Below are 21,512 nucleotides of genomic sequence, written 5' to 3' on the forward strand. Positions count from 1 at the left end.
AAGCGCTGGCCCAACCGCTATCGGCGTCGACTCATCCGGCTTTACACTCGCTACCGATGGGTTGATGAGGTTTGATTCTGCCGACATCGGTGGACTCTCCGAAAGCCAGATCGATAGTCTGATTTTGCACGAGATGGCTCACGTGCTGGGGTTTGGAACGCTGTGGACAAGTAACAACGTCTACGTCAACGGATCGGGTGAATTCACTGGCGCTAATGCCACGGCGGCTTGGCAATCGGAGTTTGGACAAGCAGGGACTCCGGATGTCGAACTCGGCGGCGGCTCCGGCACCGCGAACGGCCACTGGAACGAGCCGGACGGTGGCGGAGCATTGTCGGGCATCACCGATGCGATGGGCCGCGACTTGACGTTCGAGCTGATGACCGGATGGCTGAACACAGGTTCGTTCATTAGCGAGATGACGGTGGCTTCGTTTCGGGATATTGGATTTTCGGCGCAGGCGACCTCGGTTCCTGAACCGGCTGCGGCTGGATGGATGTCGGCCGTTACCATGGTGATCGTCGGCGTCAGACGGCGTCAACGACGACTTCGAGCCATGTGATCCGTTGGCTATGCGTCCACCACGACGAGGCGATCGCCTCAAACCCGCGACGAGAACGCTGCGGGGACGGCACCGCACGGAACCAAAAAAAACAACGCAAGTCATTGCGGGTGCACGACTTAAGGCCCCACACAGCACACTTGCACTTTGGCTCTATAGATTGTGTATAATCGGGGGGCGGCGGAGTTGGCGGGTTTGGCTGGCCTCGGCCGTTCCTGCCTTTCCTTCGTGCAAAAGATGGTCGTTGATCGCTCCGCGATCAATTCGCGGTGACGTCTGAAAACGCTTCGATCACCGAGCGAGCAACGACCATGTAGCTGCCAAAACGTGATGATCGCGGAGCGATCAACGTCCATGCCCACCTCTAACGGTTCCTACCTGTGTATCGAATTCCGCTTGCCCTCTTTGTTGGCCTGCTTGTCTGCGGAAGTGCTGTTGCCCAACAGCCCTCTCGCGAACAACTTGATCGGTTTGAAATCCATGTGCGTCCGACACTGACGCGGCACTGCATTGCGTGTCACGGCGAGTCCAAGCAAGAAGGTGGGCTGCGGTTGACGTCGCTCGAGGATTTACTCGAGGGCGGCGATTCGGGGCCAGCCATCGTCATCGGTAACCCCGACGAAAGCTTGCTGATCGAGGCTCTGCGGTACGAGTCGTTCGAAATGCCGCCCGAAGAACCACTCGAAAACGAGCTGATCAGCGGACTGGTGGATTGGATCGCCGATGGCGCCACTTGGCCCGCGGACGTCGTCTTGCAACCGCCGCCGAAAATCAGCGACGAGGACCGTGCTTGGTGGTGTTATCAACCGATCACCGATCCTCAGCCTCCCGCCATCACAGATGATCAGTGGTGCCGTGGCGATCTAGACCGTTTCATTCTGGCACGACTTGAAAACGCGAACATCGGTCCCGCTTTCGAAGCCGATCCTCAGACATTGGTTCGCCGCATCCATTTCGCGATCACGGGACTGCCGCCCGACGCAGCGGCAATCCAAGCAGCCGGCTCGCCCGATTTCGACTACGAGGCGATGGTCGATCAATTGCTGCAGAGCGAGGCGTATGGCGAGAACCAAGCACGGTTTTGGTTGGACCTTGTTCGCTATGCCGATTCGGACGGCTATCGTGCCGATCATGCGCGGCCTGATGCCCATCACTACCGCGACTATGTGATTCGATCGTTCAACGAAGACAAGCCATACGATCGCTTCATCCGCGAGCAATTGGCGGGCGACGAAATTGATCCCGGTAACCGTGACGCCCACGTCGCGACGATGTACATGAGACACTGGATCTATGAACACAACCAACGGGATGTGGAGACGCAGTGGCACGAAATTTTGCATGACATCACCGAAACCACGAGTGATGTTTTCTTGGCACAGGGATTGAAATGTGCTCGCTGCCACGATCACAAATTTGATCCGCTGTTGCAAAAAGACTTCTTTCGCATGAAGGCCTTCTTTGCTGCGTTCCAGCCGGCCGAGGATCATCCAGTCGCTGACGCCGAGACACGCCGCATCTATCAAGAGCAATACGCCAAGTGGGAAGCGGCGACGGCCGAGATTCGCGAACGACTGCGTGAAATCGAGTACCCCGTGGCGATCCAACATGCGACGCGTGAGAAAGCGGACAAATTCATCCCCGAAATTCAGGAGATGATCCACAAACGGCCGCACGAACGAACGCCTTACGAACACCAGATTGCATCGCTGGCCGAGCGGCAATTCGACTTGCTGTACGACAAGTTGTCTGAGTGGTTAAGCGAGGAACAAGAAGCCGAACGGCAACAACTACACAAAAAGCTCGCTGAGTTTGACTCGATCAAACCGGCCCCCCTACCCACGATCGACTTTGTTGGCAGCGATGTCGGCCCGGTCGCGCCGGTGACTTATATCATCGACGACAAAGACAAAACGCCGATCGCGCCTGGCTTTATCACCTTGCTGGACGACAGCGACGCCGAGATTACGCCGCCGCCTGCATCGCTTCGTTCGACCGGCCGCCGCACGGCGCTTGCTGATTGGATCGCCAGTCCCGAGAACCCGCTCACCGCTCGCGTGATCGTCAACCGCATTTGGCAACAACACTTTGGTGTGGGACTGGTGGAAACGTCCAGCGATTTTGGACAATTGGGCGTCCCGCCAACGCATCCGCAGCTCTTGGACTGGCTCGCATCGCGGTTTATCGAAGACGGATGGAGTCTAAAGAAACTGCACCGACGCATCCTGTTGTCGGCAACCTATCGGCAAACATCGCTACGGCCACTCGACGAGAAGCTCGCCGTCACCGACCCCACCAATCAATTGCTGTGGCGGATGAACCCGCGGCGTTTGTCGGGCGAAGAGATCAACGATGCGGTGTTGACCGCCAGCGGGGAATTGAAGTCGAAAAAACGAGCAATCTACAAAACGGTCCGCCGCAATTCGCTCGATCCGCTATTGGCGGCCTTTGACGCGCCGGATCGAATTCGCAGCGTCGGCAAACGGCACCGCACTACGACGTCGCCTCAGGCGTTGCTTTTGAGCAATGGCAGTTGGTCGCACGATCGGGCGGCGGCGATCGCAAAGCGCTTTGCCAATAGCGGTGACGAAGAAATGCTGATCGCCAATGTCTACCAAACGCTATTGAGCCGCCAACCAAGCCTCGACGAAGTCCAGATGGCGCTAGAGTTTCTGGAGCACTACGCCGCCGCCACTCCGGATGAACAGGGGCCAAAAATCGAAACCTTGGTGTCGATGCCGACGACGTCTGGCACCGCGGTGGATCTAAAACCAGGAGGCCCGATCCGCATGAGTTTGGCGACGTCGAAAGAGCTTCCTGATGGTGATTTTACAGTCGAAGCCACTGTGCTGTTGCGATCGCTCTACAAAGACGCCAACGTCCGCACGATCGTCGGTCACTGGAACGGCAGCCCCAAGCGTGCGGGCTGGTCGCTAGGAGTGACATCCGCCAAGAGTGCCTACAAGCCACGCAATTTGATCCTGCAATTGGTGGGCAAAACGGCGGCGGGCGACGAGCTTCATTATGAAGTGGTCGCGTCGAACTTGCGTCCAGAACTCAATAAACCGTATTACGTCGCCGCCAGCGTCAAACTCGGTGACACCTCGGAAAACGGGATCACGTTCTATATGCGAGATCTGTCGGACAAGGATGCCAAGTTACAAGTGGCACATGCGAAACACACGGTCACTCGACAGATTCGTCCCGACAATGATCTGACGATCGGCGATCGTTTTGGCCAACATCAATGGGATGGATTGATCGACAACATCCGCATCGAAGCCAAGGCTCGTGATCTGACGAAAATCGCGCAGGCGGATTCGGCCGAAGGGTTGCCAAGCTATGTGATTGATTGGCAGTTCGAGAACAAAGACAGCATCGGTTTCGATTCGTCGGGTAACAAACATCATGCTTGGGCGAGTATCAAAAATTCGACCGTCACTCCGCCGAATCAACGAGCTCGCGTGGCACTGGTGCACGCGCTGCTGAATTCCAACGAATTTATTTATGTCGACTAACAAGTGACGTAGTGGATCTTGCTAAAGATCCTATGCGATGAAAGATGACGAGAGAGCAGGATCTTTAGCAAGATCCACTACGGGGAATACGAGAGAGATTCATTCAACGTCACGGCCATCCGCAGAGAAACTTGGCGTTTGATGCCTTCGCGTTAAGATCGCGGGGCGATCAACGACAATGAAAAACCAAAAAGGAAACTACCAATGACATCCACCTTTTCGCGACGCGAAATGCTGCTAAACAGCGGGACGGGATTCGGAGCACTCGCGTTGGCGGGAATGCTGCAGGGTGTCGGCTCGGCATCCGAATCCACCGCCGCGCCATCGCCGCTGATGTCCAAGTTGACGCATCACCCGGCGCGGGCCAAGAGCGTGATCTTTTTGTTCATGGAGGGTGGTCCAAGTCACATCGACACGTTTGATCCGAAGCCCGCGATCCAAAAGTTGGCGGGCAAACCGCTGCCCGATTCGTTTGGCCGCGTGATCACGGCAATGGGCGAGTTCGATTCACCGGTGCTCGAGTCAAAACGGAAATGGAAACAGCATGGCGATAGTGGGCTGTGGATTTCGGATTGGTTGCCGCACATGGCAACGCGAGCGGATGACTTGGCGGTGATCCGGTCGTGCTGGACCAACGGGATCAACCATTCCGGTGGCGTCTGCCAGATGAACACAGGAACTCAATTTGCTGGCCGCCCGTCGCTGGGCAGCTGGGTCACCTATGGACTGGGGACACAGAACCAGAATCTACCCGCCTTTGTCGTCATGCAAGACAAGGGAACCGTGGTGAACGGTCCGCGAAACTGGGGCACTGGCTTCATGCCGGCGATCTACCAGGGAACTCAGATGCAGATCGAAGGCACTCCATTCGCCAATTTGGATGTACCCAAACACGTCAATCCGCGACAACAGCGAATCGAACTCGATTACCTTGCCGCAATCAACAGTCGGCATATGCAGACGCGGCGTGACAATAGCGAACTGGAAGCACGCATTCGCAGTTACGAGCTGGGATTTCAGATGCAAAGCCACGCTCCCGAGGCGGTCGATTTGTCGCAAGAGACAGCCGAAACCAAATCGCTGTATGGGATGGACGAAAAAGAAACGTCCGAATTTGGTCGCAACTGTTTACTGGCGCGGCGAATGGTTGAACGTGGTGTTCGATTCATCCAGCTGTACCATGGCGCGGGCAGCAAATGGGATGCACACAGCAACATCGAATCGAACCACACCAAAATGTGCCGTCAGATGGACAAACCAGTAGCCGGTTTATTGACCGATCTAGCGCGTCGCGGGCTACTCGACGAGACCTTAGTCGTGTGGGGCGGCGAATTTGGACGCACGCCGATGAGCGAGCAAGGCAATGGCCGCGATCACAACCCGACCGGATTCACGATGGTGATGGCCGGAGGGGGCGTGAAAGCAGGACAAGCCTTCGGTGCAACGGATGAAGTCGGCTTGCACGCGGTCGAGGACCGAGTGCATGTTCACGACCTGCACAGTACGATTTTGTACTTAATGGGAATCGACCATCGCAAATTGATTTACGTCAACAAAGGCCGCCCGGAACGGATCGATGAGAACGAAGGGCACGTGTACAAGAAAGTCGTGGGGTGAGCCCGATGAACGATCGAACGTGAACACGCGACGCAGCGTTCGGCGTGGATTGCTCGGACGGCCCTCACCCGAGCAATCGCTAAAGGCTCTGCTCGACCTCTCCCAAACAAGTTTGGGAGAGGTGACACGATGCAAATCGTCTCGCCTGCGTTAGTTTTTACGGCGAGGTGACACAACGCGAGCCACCTCTCCCGAGCGCAGCTGGGGAGAGGTCGGACGGGCCCTTTAGGCCTCGTCCGGGTGAGGGTCGACCGCGCACACGCGACGCGGCGTTCGGCGTGGATTGCTCGGACAGCCCTCACCCGAGCAATCGCTAAAGGCTCTGCTCGACCTCTCCCAAACGATGTTTGGGAGAGGTGACATGTAGCAAATCGCCTCGCCTGCGCTAGTTTTGACGGCGAGGTGACACGACGCGAACCACCTCGCCCGAGCGCAGCTCGGGAGAGGTCGGATGGGCCCTTTAGGCCTCGTCCGGATGAGGGCCGACCGCGCACACATGATGCTGCGTGCGACTTGGATTGCTCGGACAGCCCTCACCCGAGCAATCGCTGAAGGCTCTGCTCGACCTCTCCCAAACGATGTTTGGGAGAGGTGACATGCTGCATGCCACCTCTCCCGAGCGCAGCTCGGGAGAGGTCGGACGGGCCCTTTAGGCCTCGTCCGGGTGAGGGCCGACCGCGCACACATGACGCGATGTTCGACGCGGATTGCTCGGACGGCCCTCACCCGAGCAATCGCTCTGCGCTCTGCTCGACCTCTCCCAAACAAGTTTGGGAGAGGTGACATGCTGCAAATCGCCTCGCCTGCGCTAGTGTTTACGGCGAGGTGACACAACGCGAGCCACCTCTCCCGAGCGAAGCTAGGGAGAGGTCGGACGGGCCCTTTAGGCCTCGTCCGGGTGAGGGCCGACCGCGCACACGCGATGCGATGTTCGACGTGAATTGCTCGGACGGCCCTCACCCGAGCAATCGCTCTGCGCTCTGCTCGACCTCTTCCAAACAAGTTTGGGAGAGGTGACATGCTGCAAATCCCCTCGCCTGCGCTAGTTTTGACGGCGAGGTAACATTTCGCGAGCCACCTCTCCCGAGCGCAGCTCGGGAGAGGTCGGACGGGCCCTTTAGGCCTCGTCCGGGTGAGGGCCGACCGCGCACACGCGACGCGGCGTTCGACTTGGATTGCTCGGACGGCCCTCACCCGAGCAATCGCTGAAGGCTCTGCTCGACCTCTCCCAAACGAGTTTGGGAGAGGTGACATGATACAAATCGCCTCGCCTGCGCTAGTTTTTACGGCGAGGTGACATCCCGCGAGCCACCTCTCCCGAGCGCAGCTCGGGAGAGGTCGGACGGGCCCTCCAGGCCTCGTCCGGGTGAGGGCTGACCGCGCACACGCGATCCGATGTTCGACGTGGATTGCTCGGACGGCCCTCACCCGAGCAATCGCTGAAGGCTCTGCTCGACCTCTCCCAAACAAGTTTGGGAGAGGTGACATGATGCAACTCGCCTCTCCCGAGACAATTCGGAGGCAAACCACCTTTTACTTGCAGCTCAAAGTCTCCGTAGCTCAAGGTCATCGTGGCTTTCTTCCACCAAACTCTGGTTCGAGTTGCAAGTGTTTGGCGATTCCGATTGCTACGGCTTCGACATCGGCGAGCACGTCTTCGTTTGAAAAACGCAGCACATCCCAGCCTTTTCTCTCGATATACCGCTGGCGTGATTCGTCCGCTTCGTAGACAGCGTCATGGTAGCCTCCGTCGTTTTCGACAATTTGCTTTCGCTGAATACATGCGAAATCCGTGATGTAGGGTTCGATCGGATGTTGCCGCCGGAATTTCAGCCCGCAAAGTCTCCTGGCTCGAAGCACTCGCCACAACAGTGACTCCGCTTTTGTTTGTCTCGCGCGAAGTTCGCGAGCTTTGACGGTTGTGTTCGGGTTTTCTCGAATCGCCATCACTATTGCCCCTACTCGCCGGTTCGTAACTCCATCCCAGATCATACCGAGCCTTCAATGCGAATGCACATCAAATTGTTGCCGGTAAAGCGAAACAACGGAAGCTCCTTCGCATGTGCGAAGCCGGAGAGGTCAGGTGGCAAGTGATGCTTTCGTCCGGGTGAGGGCCGACCGCGCACACGTGATGCGGCGTTCGACGTGGATTGCTCGGACGGCCCTCACCCGAGCAGTCGCTGAAGGCTCTGCTCGACCTCTTCCAAACAAGTTTGGGAGAGGTGACATAACGCAAATCGCCTCGCCTGCGCTAGTTTTGACGGCGAGGTGACACGACGCGAGCCACCTCGCCCGAGCGCAGCTCGGGAGAGGTCGGACGGGCCCTTTAGGCCTCGTCCGGGTGAGGGCCGACCGCGCACACGCGATGCGGCGTTCGACGCGGATTGCTCGGACGGCCCTCACCCGAGCAATCGCTCTGCGCTCCGCTCGACCTCTCCCAAACAAGTTTGGGAGAGGTGACATGCTGCAAATCGCCTCGCCTGCGCTAGTTTTTACGACGAGCTGACACAATGCGAACCACCTCGCCCGAGCGCAGCTCGGGAGAGGTCGGACGGGCCCTTCAGGCCTCGTCCGGGTGAGGGCCGACCGCGCACACGTGACGCGGCGTTCGCCTTGGATTGCTCGGACGGCCCTCACCCGAGCAGTCGCTGAAGGCTCTGCTCGACCTCTCCCAAACAAGTTTGGGAGAGGTGACATGTAGCAAATCCCCTCGCCTGCGCTAGTTTTTACGACGAGCTGACACGACGCTAGCCACCTCGCCCGAGCGCAGCTGGGGAGAGGTCGGACGGGCCCTTCAGGCCTCGTCCGGGTGAGGGCCGACCGCGCACACGTGATGCGGCGTTCGACTTGGATTGCTCGGACAGCCCTCACCCGAGCAATCGCTCTGCGCTCTGCTCGACCACTCCCAAACGATGTTTGGGAGAGGTGGCATGCGGCTATTTGCTTCCGCGACTTCGGTCCAACTGAATCCCAAGCGGCATCGTTTCCGTTTTGACGCTGAAGTTGACATCGCGTTGTGGGAATGGGATCGAGATGTTTGCCTCGCGGAATGCCTTGATGATCGCGGTGTTGACTTCATGTGTGACTCCGACTCGGCGATCGAGCGTCGCGAGATAAAAACGCACCGCAAAATTCAACGAACTGTCGCCAAACGACTCAAAATTGATTAGCGGAGCGGGGTCATCCATCACGTCAGGATGCTCGCGAACGACGCGTTCCAAAATCTCGCGGACTTGATTGGGATCCGCATCGTATTCGACTCCGACTTCGATCGACAAACGATTGATCACGTTCGAGAGTGACCAATTGAGAATCTTGCCCGTAATCAGATCCTTATTGGGGACCACTAATTCCTTGCGTTCCCAACTGGTCACGGTCGTCGCTCGCATTTGGATGCGTGACACAACCCCCGTGGTTCCGTCGATCGTGACGATGTCTCCGACGCGAACGGGCCGTTCGAGCAAGAGGATGATGCCTGAGACAAAATTCGCCACAATTTCTTGCAGACCAAAACCGAGACCGACCGACGCGGCGGCCAGCAACCAACCAAGCTGTGTCCATGGCACGCTTAGAATATTCAGCACGACAAGAGCGCCAACCACGGTCAACGTGTAACGCAGAATGGTGGTGAGTGCGTACCGAGCACCGCTGTCGAGCGAGGTTTTCCGTAGCACAAAGAGTTCAAGTAAGCCTGGTAAGTTCCGAGCCGAATAGACCAGCACCACAATCACCATGATCGAATACAGCACGTCACGAAGCGTGACGGTTTCAATCTCCATATTGTCGCCAACCGAGACTCGCCAAAGTTCGATGCGATCAAAAATTTCGAACGCTGGCAAAACGTTGCTCCAAATCAACGCAAGCCCGGACAATGCGATCACCGTGGCCATCACATAGACCAATTGCCGCGTTTGCCGATCCAGCTTGGGCAAATCGGCTTTGTCTTCCTCTTGCAATTCGATGCCGATGTCAGCGGGCAGCCCTTCGGCAGCAGTAGCTTGCATTGCTGCCAGCTTTTTCTCTCGCAACTCGCGTGCTTGCCGTCTTGCCACGTCACGGTAGCGGAGACTTAGCCAACGGAACGCGAGTGCCATGACGAGCAGCAACATCACGAGCATTAGGAATGACGTTTGCATCAATCGGCCCAAGTTGAACGCCGTATCGAGAAAACCAGCCAGTGCTAGGCCAGCAAAGACGATGGGGAATCCGGCCAGGACGAGCCAGATCAAACGGCGCCAACGATAGGCTTTGGAATCAGGATTATCGCGGCGAACCTGAGTAAAGATTGGACTCTTGACCGAAAAGATGACGTTATTGAATGCAGCCGTCACCAGAAATAATGCGATCGTGGTCAATCTTGATGCCGTCGCCCGAATTTGTTCATCGGGATGTTCGTAGAGCGCCATCATCAAGAAAATCAGCGTACCGCCCAGTACGGTGTACCAACGCAGATGGAAACGAAGCATTTTGCGAATCGAGTCGTCCCAGCCGAAATGGGCTTGTGCTAAACCTTTGTCGCGACACACCTCTTTGATCAGTTCGCGGGATGCAACAAAGATCGCGGTCACGGCAAACGCATTACCAACGCCGGTGACAAACGGATCGACTCCGAGATTTCCGAGCAGTGCCCAGCCGATAAAGCCAAAAAACGCTGGCCAAATACACGCCAAGACGATCGAAAACAGCAGCGCAGACGCGGTACAGCTAAACGTGGTGTCGGTCCGCAACGCTTCGTCCCCAAACTCGCGTACCCAACGCCGCAAACGAGACCGGTAGAACACCAACGTCAGAACGACGAGCACGCCAATCAACGAACGAAGCGGCCGAGTAAGGAAGCTACGCAGCAATTGATCAAACACATTTTTCCAGTGATCAGCATCGGCTAACCAAGCGGCAGCAGGAGCGATATAACGCAGTTCGGAAACCGAGAAAATGGGAGAGCTACGAATCCAAAATACGTTTTGATCAACGAAGTCGATGTACTCGTCGATGACCGACCGCAATTGCCGTCGCTGCGTATCGGCAGTCAACATCGTATCGAGGATTGAGTTTTGAGCTTGGATGGTTGACGCCAATAACTCCTTGCGTTTCTTCAGCAGGGCCAGTTCGGTATCGCTCTCGGGTGTATCGGCGGGCATCGCCGCGATTTGCTGTTCGACCTTGGCCGCTTCGTCCTCCAGTTCAAATACGCTGATTTGGTGTTCTTGGATCTTTTCTTGCAAATCCGCTCGCGGACGATACTTGGCACTCAGCTCTTCAAAATCTCGCCGTTTGTTTCGCAGCATCAGCCCCAGCGCGTCGGTCAGCCCGACGGCCTCCAGCCGATCTTGTGAAACTTTCAGGGAATTTTTGACCTCGTCATAAGCTTGTTGTACGTCGTTCAAGCGTGTCAGCGCTCGCGCGGACTCACCCACCAATTTTTGGTGTCGCTCGGTGACTTCGATATTACTTTGGGCCAGCGGTTTGAGTTCTTCGGGAACTTGCTGCAAGTCATCGCGTAATCCCTGCATTGTGTCAGCAACCTCACTGCGTTGACGCTGCGTCAGCGCGGACTGCAATGCATCGAGGTCACTGCGAAGTTGCGCAATTTTCCGTTCGGACAACTGACGTTGCAGCGGCAACAGGTCGCTGGTGGCAAGATACGCAGCCTGTTCCTTTTTCAGTTCCTCGATCTTCTTTTGCAAGGCTTGGCGTTTGGAACGTAATTGCGTCATCCTGGCTCGCGTTTGCGGAGCGGGCTCGCCAGCCAAGGCGGGAGCGGCGATTTGTTTTTCGACCTGCTCAAGCTCTTTCTCGGCCGTGCTGATTTCAGCCGGAATTTCCGCAATCCGCTTTTGCCGACGAGCCGGTTCGGCGGTGAGTTTGCCATCGTCGCTGGTCGCATTGCTGAGTGCGAGTTGGTTTTCAGCGATCTGTTGCTTGATTGATTCGACGGTGGAATCGGGATCAAGCGTCCATTTAACCACCTCCTTCGAATCCAACTCGGACTTGATCTGTTTCATGCGTGCGGGAGCATCGGTCGCCAACGATTCAAACTGCTGAATGTTGCTAGCACTCGCGTCGGCCGCACTGAGATTTTGTTTCGCTTGCTGGTACAGCTCTTCGAGCGAAGTTTTTAGCGCCGGATCGAGAGTTTCATTGCCAGCGAGCGAAGCCTGCCCCGCCTCGATTGCGGCCGCATCCACCTTGTCACCGTTGTCCACCGGGTTATCGATCACCGTGGCAACGGGGGCACTCGTTTCGGGGGCCTGCGAAAATACAGCGGACGGCAAAACAAGGGGGATGACGATTGCAAAGATACACAAGCCGATAGGTCTAAGGGGCAATCGATCCGCCACACCGATGAGATAATGGCTGCGGTGGTCCCCACCATTGACTGGAAATAGCATAGAGAAAGAACGAGGGTTGGCGTGTTGAAGAATAGTCGCGAATACAAACTGTCATCGAAACCGAGCAAACGTGCAACCTTGATGCCAAAACGGGCGAAAGAATTGTTGCAGATCCTTCCGCGATCACGCTCGTTGCAGACTGGCCGGTAGGCATCAAGGATGCGAAGAATCGCCAGCGTTACTTCGCGGTGTCGTGCCGCGTTCTGTTAGCGGAGCGTCGCGGCCGGGCTATTGATTTTGTGAGCCGCTCGCGAGTGAGCGGCCGGGTAGCACGCACTACCCCGTGCCTTACGCCCAATGCCGTCTACTTTGGGTAGCGCTCGCGGCACACGCCGTCCGGTTGCAGCGAATAAAACGTTCGAAATTGACCGGGCGGCTTGCGCCGCACCGCTACGAAAACCAATCGTTTCGTGCCAAAGTAGATGGCACTGGGCCCCGCGCCGCGAGCGTTAACGCAGTCGATGGTTCTTGCAAACTAACGCAGCGATTCTTGCTGCAGCGTGTGCCACAACCGAGTGATTTTGTCCGACGCACGACGCAGCAGTGGATCGGTCTTGCGGTTCAATTCCAGCTCGACTCGCAATCCGGCGGGCAGCACCTTTGCCGCATGTTCGTCCAGCCGGATTCGCCCGACGAAATGGGGTTCCAACAATCGGAGGTCATGATCGGAATCGGAGTTCGTCGCGGCGATGGGCGATTGCACACTCAGCGGTCCGCCTTCGAGTGATGACAGCGATGCGACCCCAAGCCGGTCGGTCGCTCGAGGTTCGAGCTTCTCGAAATAGGCTTTCGCATGACGATGATCGTCGTACCGCACCAAGACATCGTTGCCCACGGCAGGACGCGCCTGTTCGATCTGCGATTGGCTGACCACTGCCATGACCTCTTTGTCCTTCGGCAGTGCGACGGTTATCAACAAGTCGCCCTGACGGACAAACTTGCCAACACTCTGCTCGAGTCCTCGAGTCATGACTTGTCCGTCACGCGATGCGGTGATGCGAAGTCCCTCACATTGCTTGGCGATCTGATCGTGTTGTTGTTGGATCGATTTCAAATGTTCTTGCAATACAATCCGTTCGCTCGTTTCCTTCTTGTCAATCGCTTGCCGTATTTTGATTTCGATCTGCTGTTGTTCGATCTGCAGTCGATCACGATGGTTCGTCAACTCGCGATTCTCAATCTCGATCAGCAAATCGCCTCGGAGCACATGGTCTTGATCACGAACGTGAACGTGTCGAACAAAACCATCGACACGGCTGCGAACTCGCGTTTCGGGTGCATACCGGACGACCGCCGCCGCTCGAGACGATGTCGGGATCGGTATCCAGCCAACCACCGCTACAGCCCCGGCCACCAATCCAGTGCCAACGACAGCGGCTCGGCAGAACGAAAAGAAATCGGCTTGCAGCAATTTTGCGGCGTTCTGAGCATGACGTTTTGCCGGACGCAGAAACCACATCCAAATGCCAGACGCCACCAACACAATTCCGGCACCCGAGAACATCGTCGAAGCGGCAAGCATCAAGGTCGTACAGATCGCGATCCGCCAAAGCAGTGCGGCAATTCCATAGACCAACACAAAATGACGACGCCATCCATGCAGCGAACTGCTCGGCGGTGGCGTCCCCACCAAAACTCGGCGAAACCACTGCTCGACAGCCTGCGACGACGCGGAATATAGGTTGGGGATTTCTAACCAATCCGACAAAATATAGTAGCCATCGAAACGCATTAATGCATTCGCGTTAAACAGCACCGTCGAAATTCCCGCAGCAAAGATCAGCCGATGCAGCAAGAAGGCGAGCGACGGAGAATCGACCAAGGACCATGCGATCATGGCGGCCGATGCGATCACAAGTTCGACATACATTCCCGCTGCGGAAACCGCGATCCGCGCCCACTTGCTGTTCAATCGCCAACAACTTGTGACATCCACGTAGGCCAAAGGAGCGAATAGAACGAAGACCACTCCTACCTCGCGTGCATTGGCACCTTGCCGATGGCAGGCGACTGCGTGAGCAAGTTCATGAATGATCTTCAGCGCAACCCAAAACGAAAATAACCAGATCCAATTCGATCGACTCCAAACCTGAGCCGACTGAGTCCAAAAACGGTCCCACTGAAACGCCACGCAAACGCCGCCGCCGAGGATAAGCAAGATCCCCAACACCATCGCGGCCGGAGAAAAAATTGCACGCAGCGATTCAGCGATCGCCGCGATCCAGCGCTGCGATTTCAGCAACGGCACTTTCATCCAAAATGGATTCAGCGATGAAAGCGAGAATCCCGCATCGGTTGCCCGCGATTCCGCATCCCCTTTTTGCAGCGGCGAATCGCCCTCGGCAACGTACCCCAGTTCGTTTTCGAGCAACCAGTACACGATCGATTGAGCTTGTTCGGTGGTCGGTGCTTGGCTGCCCAGCGTTGCAGCGGCGAGCCCGCACGCTTGCGGGACCGTGGTCTTTCCGTCTAACAACGACAAAAAGACGTACTCTTCGTAGCCCACATGAAAGAAGCGATGTAGCGAAGGAATCTCGATGCGATAGGCCGTTTGTCCATGCTGTTGGATCGGCCAGAAACGCAAATCGTCGGCCAGCCGGATCGGTTGCTCGGTCAAGTCAATCGTGTTCGGGTCACGTCGTGACATCAGTTACCACCCGACCATCGAACGTAGTGAAGCGTACAGCCGATGGAACAAAACCCATCCTAGCGGATGGCGATCACTTTTAACCCAGGCATGACCACGCATCCCGGGACGCATCACGTGGTCGGGATCTTGGATTTTGGACTCGGCGATGAAGACGTTTTGGTGGTTCTTCAGTTCCGCTTGCGGATGCACTCGCTCGATTTGGCCATCAACATGGTGCCCCGGCAGCGCGAGCAACGTTACCTGAACCGGCATTCCAGAATCGACATAAGGAAATTCGCGTTCGTCGACCGCGACTTCGACCATCATCTCGCCCAGCGGTGCAATCTCGAATAACGCGTCCCCTTGTTGCAGCGGCGCCCCGACACTTTCGTGATGATCGCCGCTAACGATCACCCCATCGATCGGGCTGCGGATTTCCAAGTTGCCTCGATGATACTGCAAAAGGTCCATCTCAAGAGTCAAACGCTCGGACTCGAGTTCCGCGATTTTACTGGCTGCGAAATCGTGCTGCACCACATGCCGATTCCGCTGTTGTTTGGCGCCGCTTAATTCGGCACGCAGCCCCGCAAGTTTGTATTCAATTTCTCGCGCATCGATACTGGCAACCAATTCCCCTTCGCTCACTCGATCCCCGGGGCGAACGTACGACTTTTCGAGTGGACCATCGATCGGCGAGGCAACGTAGCGTCGTGAAATCGGCTGCAATTCACAATCGCATCGAACATGGTAATGAACGGGAAAACATAGCAACCCGCCGATCACGATCGATGCGTACAATGCCATCCGCCCCCGCAGGCCATTGCCAAGATCAGCGAGGCGTCGCGTGACACGTTCAGCCCGACTAGGCGTACAGCGCTCGATCGATTGCAGTTTACTGAGCACGGGAAAACGCAGGACGTCGAGCAGGCGTGTGGACATTGCGGGATCAACATCATCATCCACCACAAGCAACACGCCGCGAACATCCCCCTCGTCGTCAGTCAAACAGACGCCCGTCAGCCGATCGATCTCGGTTTCGCTAACGAATTGCGATACCGCCATCAGCGCGTGACGATTTGTGTGATCGGTGATCGGCCAATAAGTCCAGTCACCTCGCACCGCAATTTCGTCAATCGCGGCGTTGAGCAGTCGGCCGGAATCCGCTGGCCGTGACGATTCCGACGCAGGGTGATGTCCGACAATCTGCAGCGGGCCTAACTTGGCGTTGTCCGAACCAAGCGGCCGCCAAGCCACATACACACGTGATGCCGAAAGTGTCTCGCTGACCTGCTTCGCGACATCTCCAGCGGCATCATTCAAATTGGATCGCGAATCCAACAGCAACTGCAACTCAATGGCAACGGACAACACACGCAATCGGTCATCGATCAAATCCATCGCGTTAGCATCGTCGGAATCGATCACCGAGCGACGTTCGCGCTGTCGCGTTGTGGAATCGCCAGGGCGCAGCAGTCCCGGATCGCCCAATGGCGACGACGAAACGTACGGCTGGTTCGGCGGTTTACCCGACATCAAGACAAGTCCAGCGAAAAACTAGTGAGCAGAAAAATGAATCGATGGCGACGCGGCAGCGTGACCTACGCGAGGCGTACGGTCGCCGACCAAGCCATTGTTATCGGCGGGGGTATCGGTGTATTGCCAGCGAGCAACGACGCCGCTTTGCAGCTGGCGTTCACGGTTGGGGATGCGGATTTTGATTCGCACCGAACCGCTCTCCGCGTCGGCAACGGGCGAAACATATTCGATCACCGCCGCCGTCGGCACCGCGTTGTGCCCGACCAACAGAGTGACTTGTTGATCGACCGCCATTTGGGCTGCTGCATCGAGTGGAACCGAAAAAACGGCTTTCAGATTGTCAAGTTGAACGATCTGCATGACCACAGGATCGGTAGGCGAAACGAATTCGCCCTGATCCTTTCGGATCTCGACCACCACGCCGGAAATCGGCGATTCGATGCGGCGCTGTTTGATCTGGGCTTTCACACGTTCGTATTCGAGACGTCGCACCTCGAGTTCTTCGTTGATCGATTGCAAACGAGATTTGGCTTGCTGGTACTCGGTTTCACTACGATCAAGTTCTCGTACCGATGCGTTGCCTCGTTCTCGCAGTTCCTTGTAACTGGCCAGTTGTTTTTGGCGACTTTCCAGTTCCAAGGTGGCCCCCAGACGTGAGCCGGTTGCGTCTTTAGCCGACTTCGCCACCTCGAGCGACGCTTTCAGCACCGAGTCGTCGAGTTGAGCCAGCAATTGAGTCGGATAAACCTCGTCCCCTTCGGTGACTCGAATTTCGGCGAGAATGCCTATCTCGGCCGCCGGTACGTCAACGCGTTTATAGGGTTCGGTGAAACTTTCCGCTTCTGCCGCCCGTGAAATCGTTGACGATAGGGTGCACGTTGCCAGCACCGCCAATGAGATGTAGTGGTGAATATTGTTCATTGTCTAAGTTCCATTTTCGACAAAGACGGGCAGCCAACGATGGTCAACCGCTCGCAGCACCGAATATATTATTCAAGTTTTTCCCATAGTGGATCTTGTTACAGATCCGCTGTCTCAGGATCTTTAACAAGATCCACTACGGTGAGTTTGTCGCCGCAACAGGGTTGCGGTTTCGTTATCTTGTTTCAGTAGTCGCAATCGCAGTCCGGCCTCGCGGCGTTGTTGATTGGATTGGGCGGTTTTCAATTGCCGCTGGATCTTGGGTATCGAGTGCAGGTCGCTCGGCTTGGATCGCACCAGCAACCTCGCGATCCACGGCGCATGCAGCCGAATCAAATCATCTTCGGCCGAAAGATAAATCCGGGCCGATCCGGGATCCCCACAACGGGCGCCTCGTCCGATCAGTTGTCGATCGACGCGAGCGAGTCCACTTCGCTGCGTCACGATCACGTGCAACCCGCCGAGTTCACGCGAAATGCGGTCCAGCGAGATGTCAGTCCCGCGTCCCGCCAAATTCGTAGCAACAGTGATCGCCCGCGTTTTCCCGGCCTCTCGAATCACGCTGGCTTCGTCTGCGTCTTGAACTCCGTTTAGAAGTGCGAAGGTCAAACCTCGCTGTTCCAGTGCGTCGGCGACGGACATACTTTCGCTAATCGCCGACGTGCCAATCAACACAGGGCGTCCGAGTTCATGCAGCTGATGTGTCTCCTCGGCAATGGCCTGCCATTTTTCGGCCATTGTTCGGGTAATACAGTCGGGGTGCATGACACGGCGAGTGGCGATCCGCAGCGGAATCGGCTGGACGGCCAAACCATACACCGATGCAAATTCATGCTCGCAACCGCGAGCGGTACCGGTCATCCCGGCAATCGATTCGTAGTAACGAAAAAAGCGTTGCCGTGTGATGCGGGCCAATGACCGAGTTTCCGCGGTGATTGGCAGTCGCTCGGTTGCTTCGGCCGCCTGGTGTAGCCCACCGGACCAGGTACGATCATCAAAAATTCGCCCGGTCGATGCATCCACGATTTTGATCCTTCGGTCGCTGACGACGTAGTCGACATCCCGCCGATAAAATTCTTTGATCCGAATCGCTAGCGTTACGTATTCATGCCAAGGACGAACGAGTTGCGGATGCACCGCCATTTCACGATTCTTGTAGACCGTCTGAAAGCCAGACTCGGTTAAATGCACCACTCGCTGAGATGCATCGACAACGTAATGACAATCGAGTTCAAGCCGTTTCGCAACGACGCAGGCGATCCGGTGCAGCTCCGCATCGGTCGCCTGTTGGCCACTACCGCTGCTGAGAATCAACGGGGAAACGGCATCGTCGATCAACACGTTGTCGATCTCGTCGATGATTGCGGCATGCAGCGGTCGCTGAATTCTTTCGCTTGTGTGCAACCGGTTGCGAATTCGGTTATACAGCGAGTACGAACCATCTCCGAGTGAAATTTGATCACGTAAGTAGTCAAATCCAAATGCATGAGCGGGACCATAGGTGATATCCGCCTGGTAAGCTTGGCGGTTCACCGATGGATCGGCCTGTTCCTTCAAAATCGCGGTCGTCACCCCGAGTCGCGAAAAGACGGAATCGAGTTTTTCTTGATCTCGCTGGGCCAAATACGCATTCGGAGTGATCACGTGGACGCCACGCCCGGTCAGCGATTTCAGATACGCCGGCAGCACTCCGGACAGCGTTTTGCCTTCGCCGGTCTGCATTTCCGCGACCGCATCCGATGCAATCACAAATCCGGCATGCAGTTGGACGTCAAACAGTTCGATCCCGAACGTTTGCCGAATCGATTCGATCACCGCAGCGGCAGCGGACGTAAACAGTTCTTCGCTGGCGGATGCTTGGCGAGCGGCGGGTTGTTGTTGGGCTTGGCGAGACAGTTCCCGGGCAGCCAACCGCAACCGATTGGTATGTGATACCAATGCGTCTACCGGCGTGTTCTTTAGCGCGAGCGAACGCTGTCGTGCTGCCGTAATCTGCTGGCGCACCCAATCCTCCGAGCGAATCCGTCGTGCGGTCACTTCGGCCTGCTTCGCTCGGCTGGTAGGATTCCAAAACGAAGCGATCATGGGCCTGCCTCCGAGTCCCCATGCATTCCGAACCAACTGCCCATCAGCGTATCTTCGTCAAACGAATCGCCGCCATACATTTGATCGGGGGAATCGCGGTCGACATGAGGTTTGGGGGCAGCGTCGTTTGCCTCTCCCGATACATCTTGCGTCGAGAAATGATCGAATCGAAGCAACATCCCCATCGCCTTTCGCAGATTCACCCACGACATGACATAAGCGACCTGGGCGTTAACGTAGGCACGTTCTTCGTCGGCCAGTCGTTCTTGGGCATCCAACAAGTCGTCGATCAACAAGACGGCGGATTCGTTAGGATCAGGCAATAGTTCCCACCGCTGTTGCAGATAATTAACCTCACGCTGCTGTGCCACGATCGATTGTTGTTTGACCATCATTTCGGCAAACGCCGTTTGCGTTTCGCGGGCAGCAATCTCGACTTCGGCAAACGCCACCTCGGTGGTTTGCTGGAACTCGAACATCGCACGCGTCATCTCCAGACGATTGCGATTCAGCCGCGCACGGCTAGCACGGTTACCCGCGGGCAGTTCGAACAAGAATCCAGCCGCGTAGCTGGGGCGTCCATCACTAAATTGATTTTCAAACGCCCTCAGCGAGCTGCGGTTGCCGTCGAGCCCCGCGACGTAGCTGCTGAGAATCAAATCCAATCGCGGCAGCACTTGATTACGCGCTGCGCCGACACGCGCCGAGGTGGATTGGATTTTACGAATCGATTGATTGATATCCGCTCGATGTTCGAGCGCGGTAAAGACCGACTCGCGCAACGACAATTCCACCGGGATCGTGAACGGTTGATCTTGGGGTGTCAGTTCTTGGTGATGTGCGAATCGCAGCTGTTCGCTTCCGGTCAACATACGCAGCCGCGATTGGGCATTACGAATGCGAGCTTCGGCGCGGATCAGATCCGAACGACGACTTGCGACGGCCACGCTTGCTCGCAAAATTTGCCGTTGTTGAGAATCGACTCCCTTTCGCGACAGCAGAATTTGGTGCAGATGGTTTGCCGATTCGAGCAAACGACTGCGTTGCAACCATTCAGCACGTGCTTGAAACAGATCCCAATAAGCGCGGGCCACGTCGACGAGATGGTTTTCCAGATTGGCTCGAACCTCGGCATTGACCTCGCCGACTTCCAAACGAGCCAGCAAAATGCGAGTTTGATTGAAGGTCGTTCCGCGGTCTTTCATCAACGGCTGAGTAAAGCTGAATTCGAGCCGGGTGGTGCCTTGAGGATTCGGCGTCAAAAATGTCGAGTTATTGGCTTGGTATCCCGCCCGCTGCGACATTTCGAATTGACCACCCGACCTCGTTTTTCGGCGAACGCCCGCAGCACCGCTGAGCGTTTCGTCGCGGAATCGATCCGAGTTGTCGCCGGTGGTTAATTTGCTGCCCACCGGGTCGCTGGTGTCGACAAATTTGGATTCGACGAAACTGAGTGAGTCGAATTCGGCATCGGCAATCGTGATTTCCGTACGTTGAATCTGAGGCTCGGTCAAAATCGCTTGGATGTACGGTGAGGACGCCAATGCCATCTCGATCAGCGAATGGATATCCACCGCCATCGTGTCTTCCGCCAATCCGATCGAATGGCTAAGCGGAGTTTCCCACCACATCGGTGCAACCGGATGTACCGGCTGTCCCGCGAAATCGCTAGCAAACTGGTTGGGCACAGTATCCGGCAACAACGTGGCTCGGGCTCGATAGGGATCCAGCGAGCTAACGGCATGGTTTTCGGTAGCACTTTGCAGCGTATCGACACGAAAATCGATCGGATATTGGGCATCGACCGAGGTGCATGTGATTGCAGCGACAAGCAACACCCACGATCGCAATGCAATCGGGGTTAACGAGCGACACCCAATTGCTTGGATGCTCTGTTTTCCAGTCGTTTCGTTGAACATTTTCATACGAGTCTGGTGCACTCGAGTTGCCCGGAAATGAAATTTTTTCTCGTCGATGATCGCTTCGGCCGTCCTGTGTGATGTCCAGTGGAAATCGACGGAATGATCCCACCATCCCTCTAGATCGGCACAACTAGCAGATTGGAAACAGACGGATGCACCGAAAAACGAAGGACTTACCGTGTACGACGTTAATACCTGCGATGACGGAATAATCGTCACACCTTAACTATCCACCCATGTTTATCTTGCCGAGCAATCCCGTCCTAACCGTTAGTCGTCGGGTAGCTTTTTAATGGTCAGTAAGCGTTACAAATCAAAAAGTCTCGACTCTAC

At 56.3% G+C, this 21,512-nt stretch carries 10 protein-coding genes; 3 read left to right on the forward strand and 7 right to left on the reverse strand.

The features are described 5' to 3' along the window. The 3 genes from ABD971_RS09035 to ABD971_RS09045 form a co-directional block, all read left to right on the forward strand. The coding region (locus ABD971_RS09035; protein ID WP_345321324.1) for a leishmanolysin-related zinc metalloendopeptidase at positions 1–562 on the forward strand (562 nt) is incomplete at its 5' end. A gap of 380 nt (positions 563–942) precedes the next feature. Further along, a complete protein-coding gene (locus ABD971_RS09040; RefSeq protein WP_345321326.1) occupies positions 943–4,080 on the forward strand; it encodes a DUF1553 domain-containing protein in 3,138 nt (1,045 codons plus the stop codon). Between the two features lie 204 nt (positions 4,081–4,284). Then, the gene (locus ABD971_RS09045) at positions 4,285–5,697 is read left to right on the forward strand and encodes a DUF1501 domain-containing protein (RefSeq protein WP_345321328.1); all 1,413 of its coding nucleotides are present in this window, start codon (positions 4,285–4,287) and stop codon (positions 5,695–5,697) included. A 1,566-nt stretch (positions 5,698–7,263) separates the two neighbouring features. Here ABD971_RS09045 and ABD971_RS09050 read toward each other — a convergent pair. The 7 genes from ABD971_RS09050 to ABD971_RS09080 form a co-directional block, all read right to left on the reverse strand. Then, the gene (locus ABD971_RS09050; RefSeq protein WP_345321329.1) at positions 7,264–7,644 is read right to left on the reverse strand and encodes an endonuclease domain-containing protein; all 381 of its coding nucleotides are present in this window, start codon (positions 7,642–7,644) and stop codon (positions 7,264–7,266) included. A gap of 989 nt (positions 7,645–8,633) precedes the next feature. Further along, positions 8,634–12,002, reverse strand: coding sequence for a mechanosensitive ion channel domain-containing protein (locus tag ABD971_RS09055; RefSeq protein ID WP_339937659.1), 3,369 nt, complete (start codon positions 12,000–12,002; stop codon positions 8,634–8,636). A 559-nt stretch (positions 12,003–12,561) separates the two neighbouring features. After that, positions 12,562–14,733, reverse strand: coding sequence for an HlyD family efflux transporter periplasmic adaptor subunit (locus ABD971_RS09060; RefSeq protein ID WP_345321334.1), 2,172 nt, complete (start codon positions 14,731–14,733; stop codon positions 12,562–12,564). Between the two features lie 3 nt (positions 14,734–14,736). Further along, positions 14,737–16,248 carry an efflux RND transporter periplasmic adaptor subunit gene (locus ABD971_RS09065; protein ID WP_345321336.1) on the reverse strand — a complete coding sequence of 504 codons (1,512 nt, stop codon included), beginning with the start codon at positions 16,246–16,248 and terminating at the stop codon, positions 14,737–14,739. Between the two features lie 21 nt (positions 16,249–16,269). Beyond that, positions 16,270–17,172 carry an efflux RND transporter periplasmic adaptor subunit gene (locus tag ABD971_RS09070; RefSeq protein ID WP_345321338.1) on the reverse strand — a complete coding sequence of 301 codons (903 nt, stop codon included), beginning with the start codon at positions 17,170–17,172 and terminating at the stop codon, positions 16,270–16,272. Between the two features lie 123 nt (positions 17,173–17,295). After that, a complete protein-coding gene (locus tag ABD971_RS09075; RefSeq protein ID WP_345321340.1) occupies positions 17,296–19,257 on the reverse strand; it encodes a preprotein translocase subunit SecA in 1,962 nt (653 codons plus the stop codon). Then, entirely contained in the window at positions 19,254–21,182 is a 1,929-nt protein-coding gene (locus ABD971_RS09080) for a TolC family protein (RefSeq protein WP_345321342.1), read from the reverse strand. Before ABD971_RS09080 ends, ABD971_RS09075 begins: the two co-directional genes overlap by 4 nt. Positions 21,183–21,512 lie beyond the last annotated feature (330 nt).

This window comes from Novipirellula rosea, assembly GCF_039541335.1.
GTDB classification, from domain to species: Bacteria; Planctomycetota; Planctomycetia; order Pirellulales; family Pirellulaceae; genus Novipirellula; species Novipirellula rosea.

Excerpts from the sequence above, each read along its gene's own strand:
- ABD971_RS09045 (WP_345321328.1), top strand. The coding sequence starts at position 4,285 with ATGACATCCACCTTTTCGCGACGCGAAATGCTGCTAAACAGCGGGACG.
- ABD971_RS09050 (WP_345321329.1), bottom strand. The coding sequence starts at position 7,644 with ATGGCGATTCGAGAAAACCCGAACACAACCGTCAAAGCTCGCGAACTT.
- ABD971_RS09060 (WP_345321334.1), bottom strand. The coding sequence starts at position 14,733 with ATGTCACGACGTGACCCGAACACGATTGACTTGACCGAGCAACCGATC.
- ABD971_RS09065 (WP_345321336.1), bottom strand. The coding sequence starts at position 16,248 with ATGTCGGGTAAACCGCCGAACCAGCCGTACGTTTCGTCGTCGCCATTG.
- ABD971_RS09070 (WP_345321338.1), bottom strand. The coding sequence starts at position 17,172 with ATGAACAATATTCACCACTACATCTCATTGGCGGTGCTGGCAACGTGC.
- ABD971_RS09075 (WP_345321340.1), bottom strand. The coding sequence starts at position 19,257 with ATGATCGCTTCGTTTTGGAATCCTACCAGCCGAGCGAAGCAGGCCGAA.
- ABD971_RS09080 (WP_345321342.1), bottom strand. The coding sequence starts at position 21,182 with ATGAAAATGTTCAACGAAACGACTGGAAAACAGAGCATCCAAGCAATT.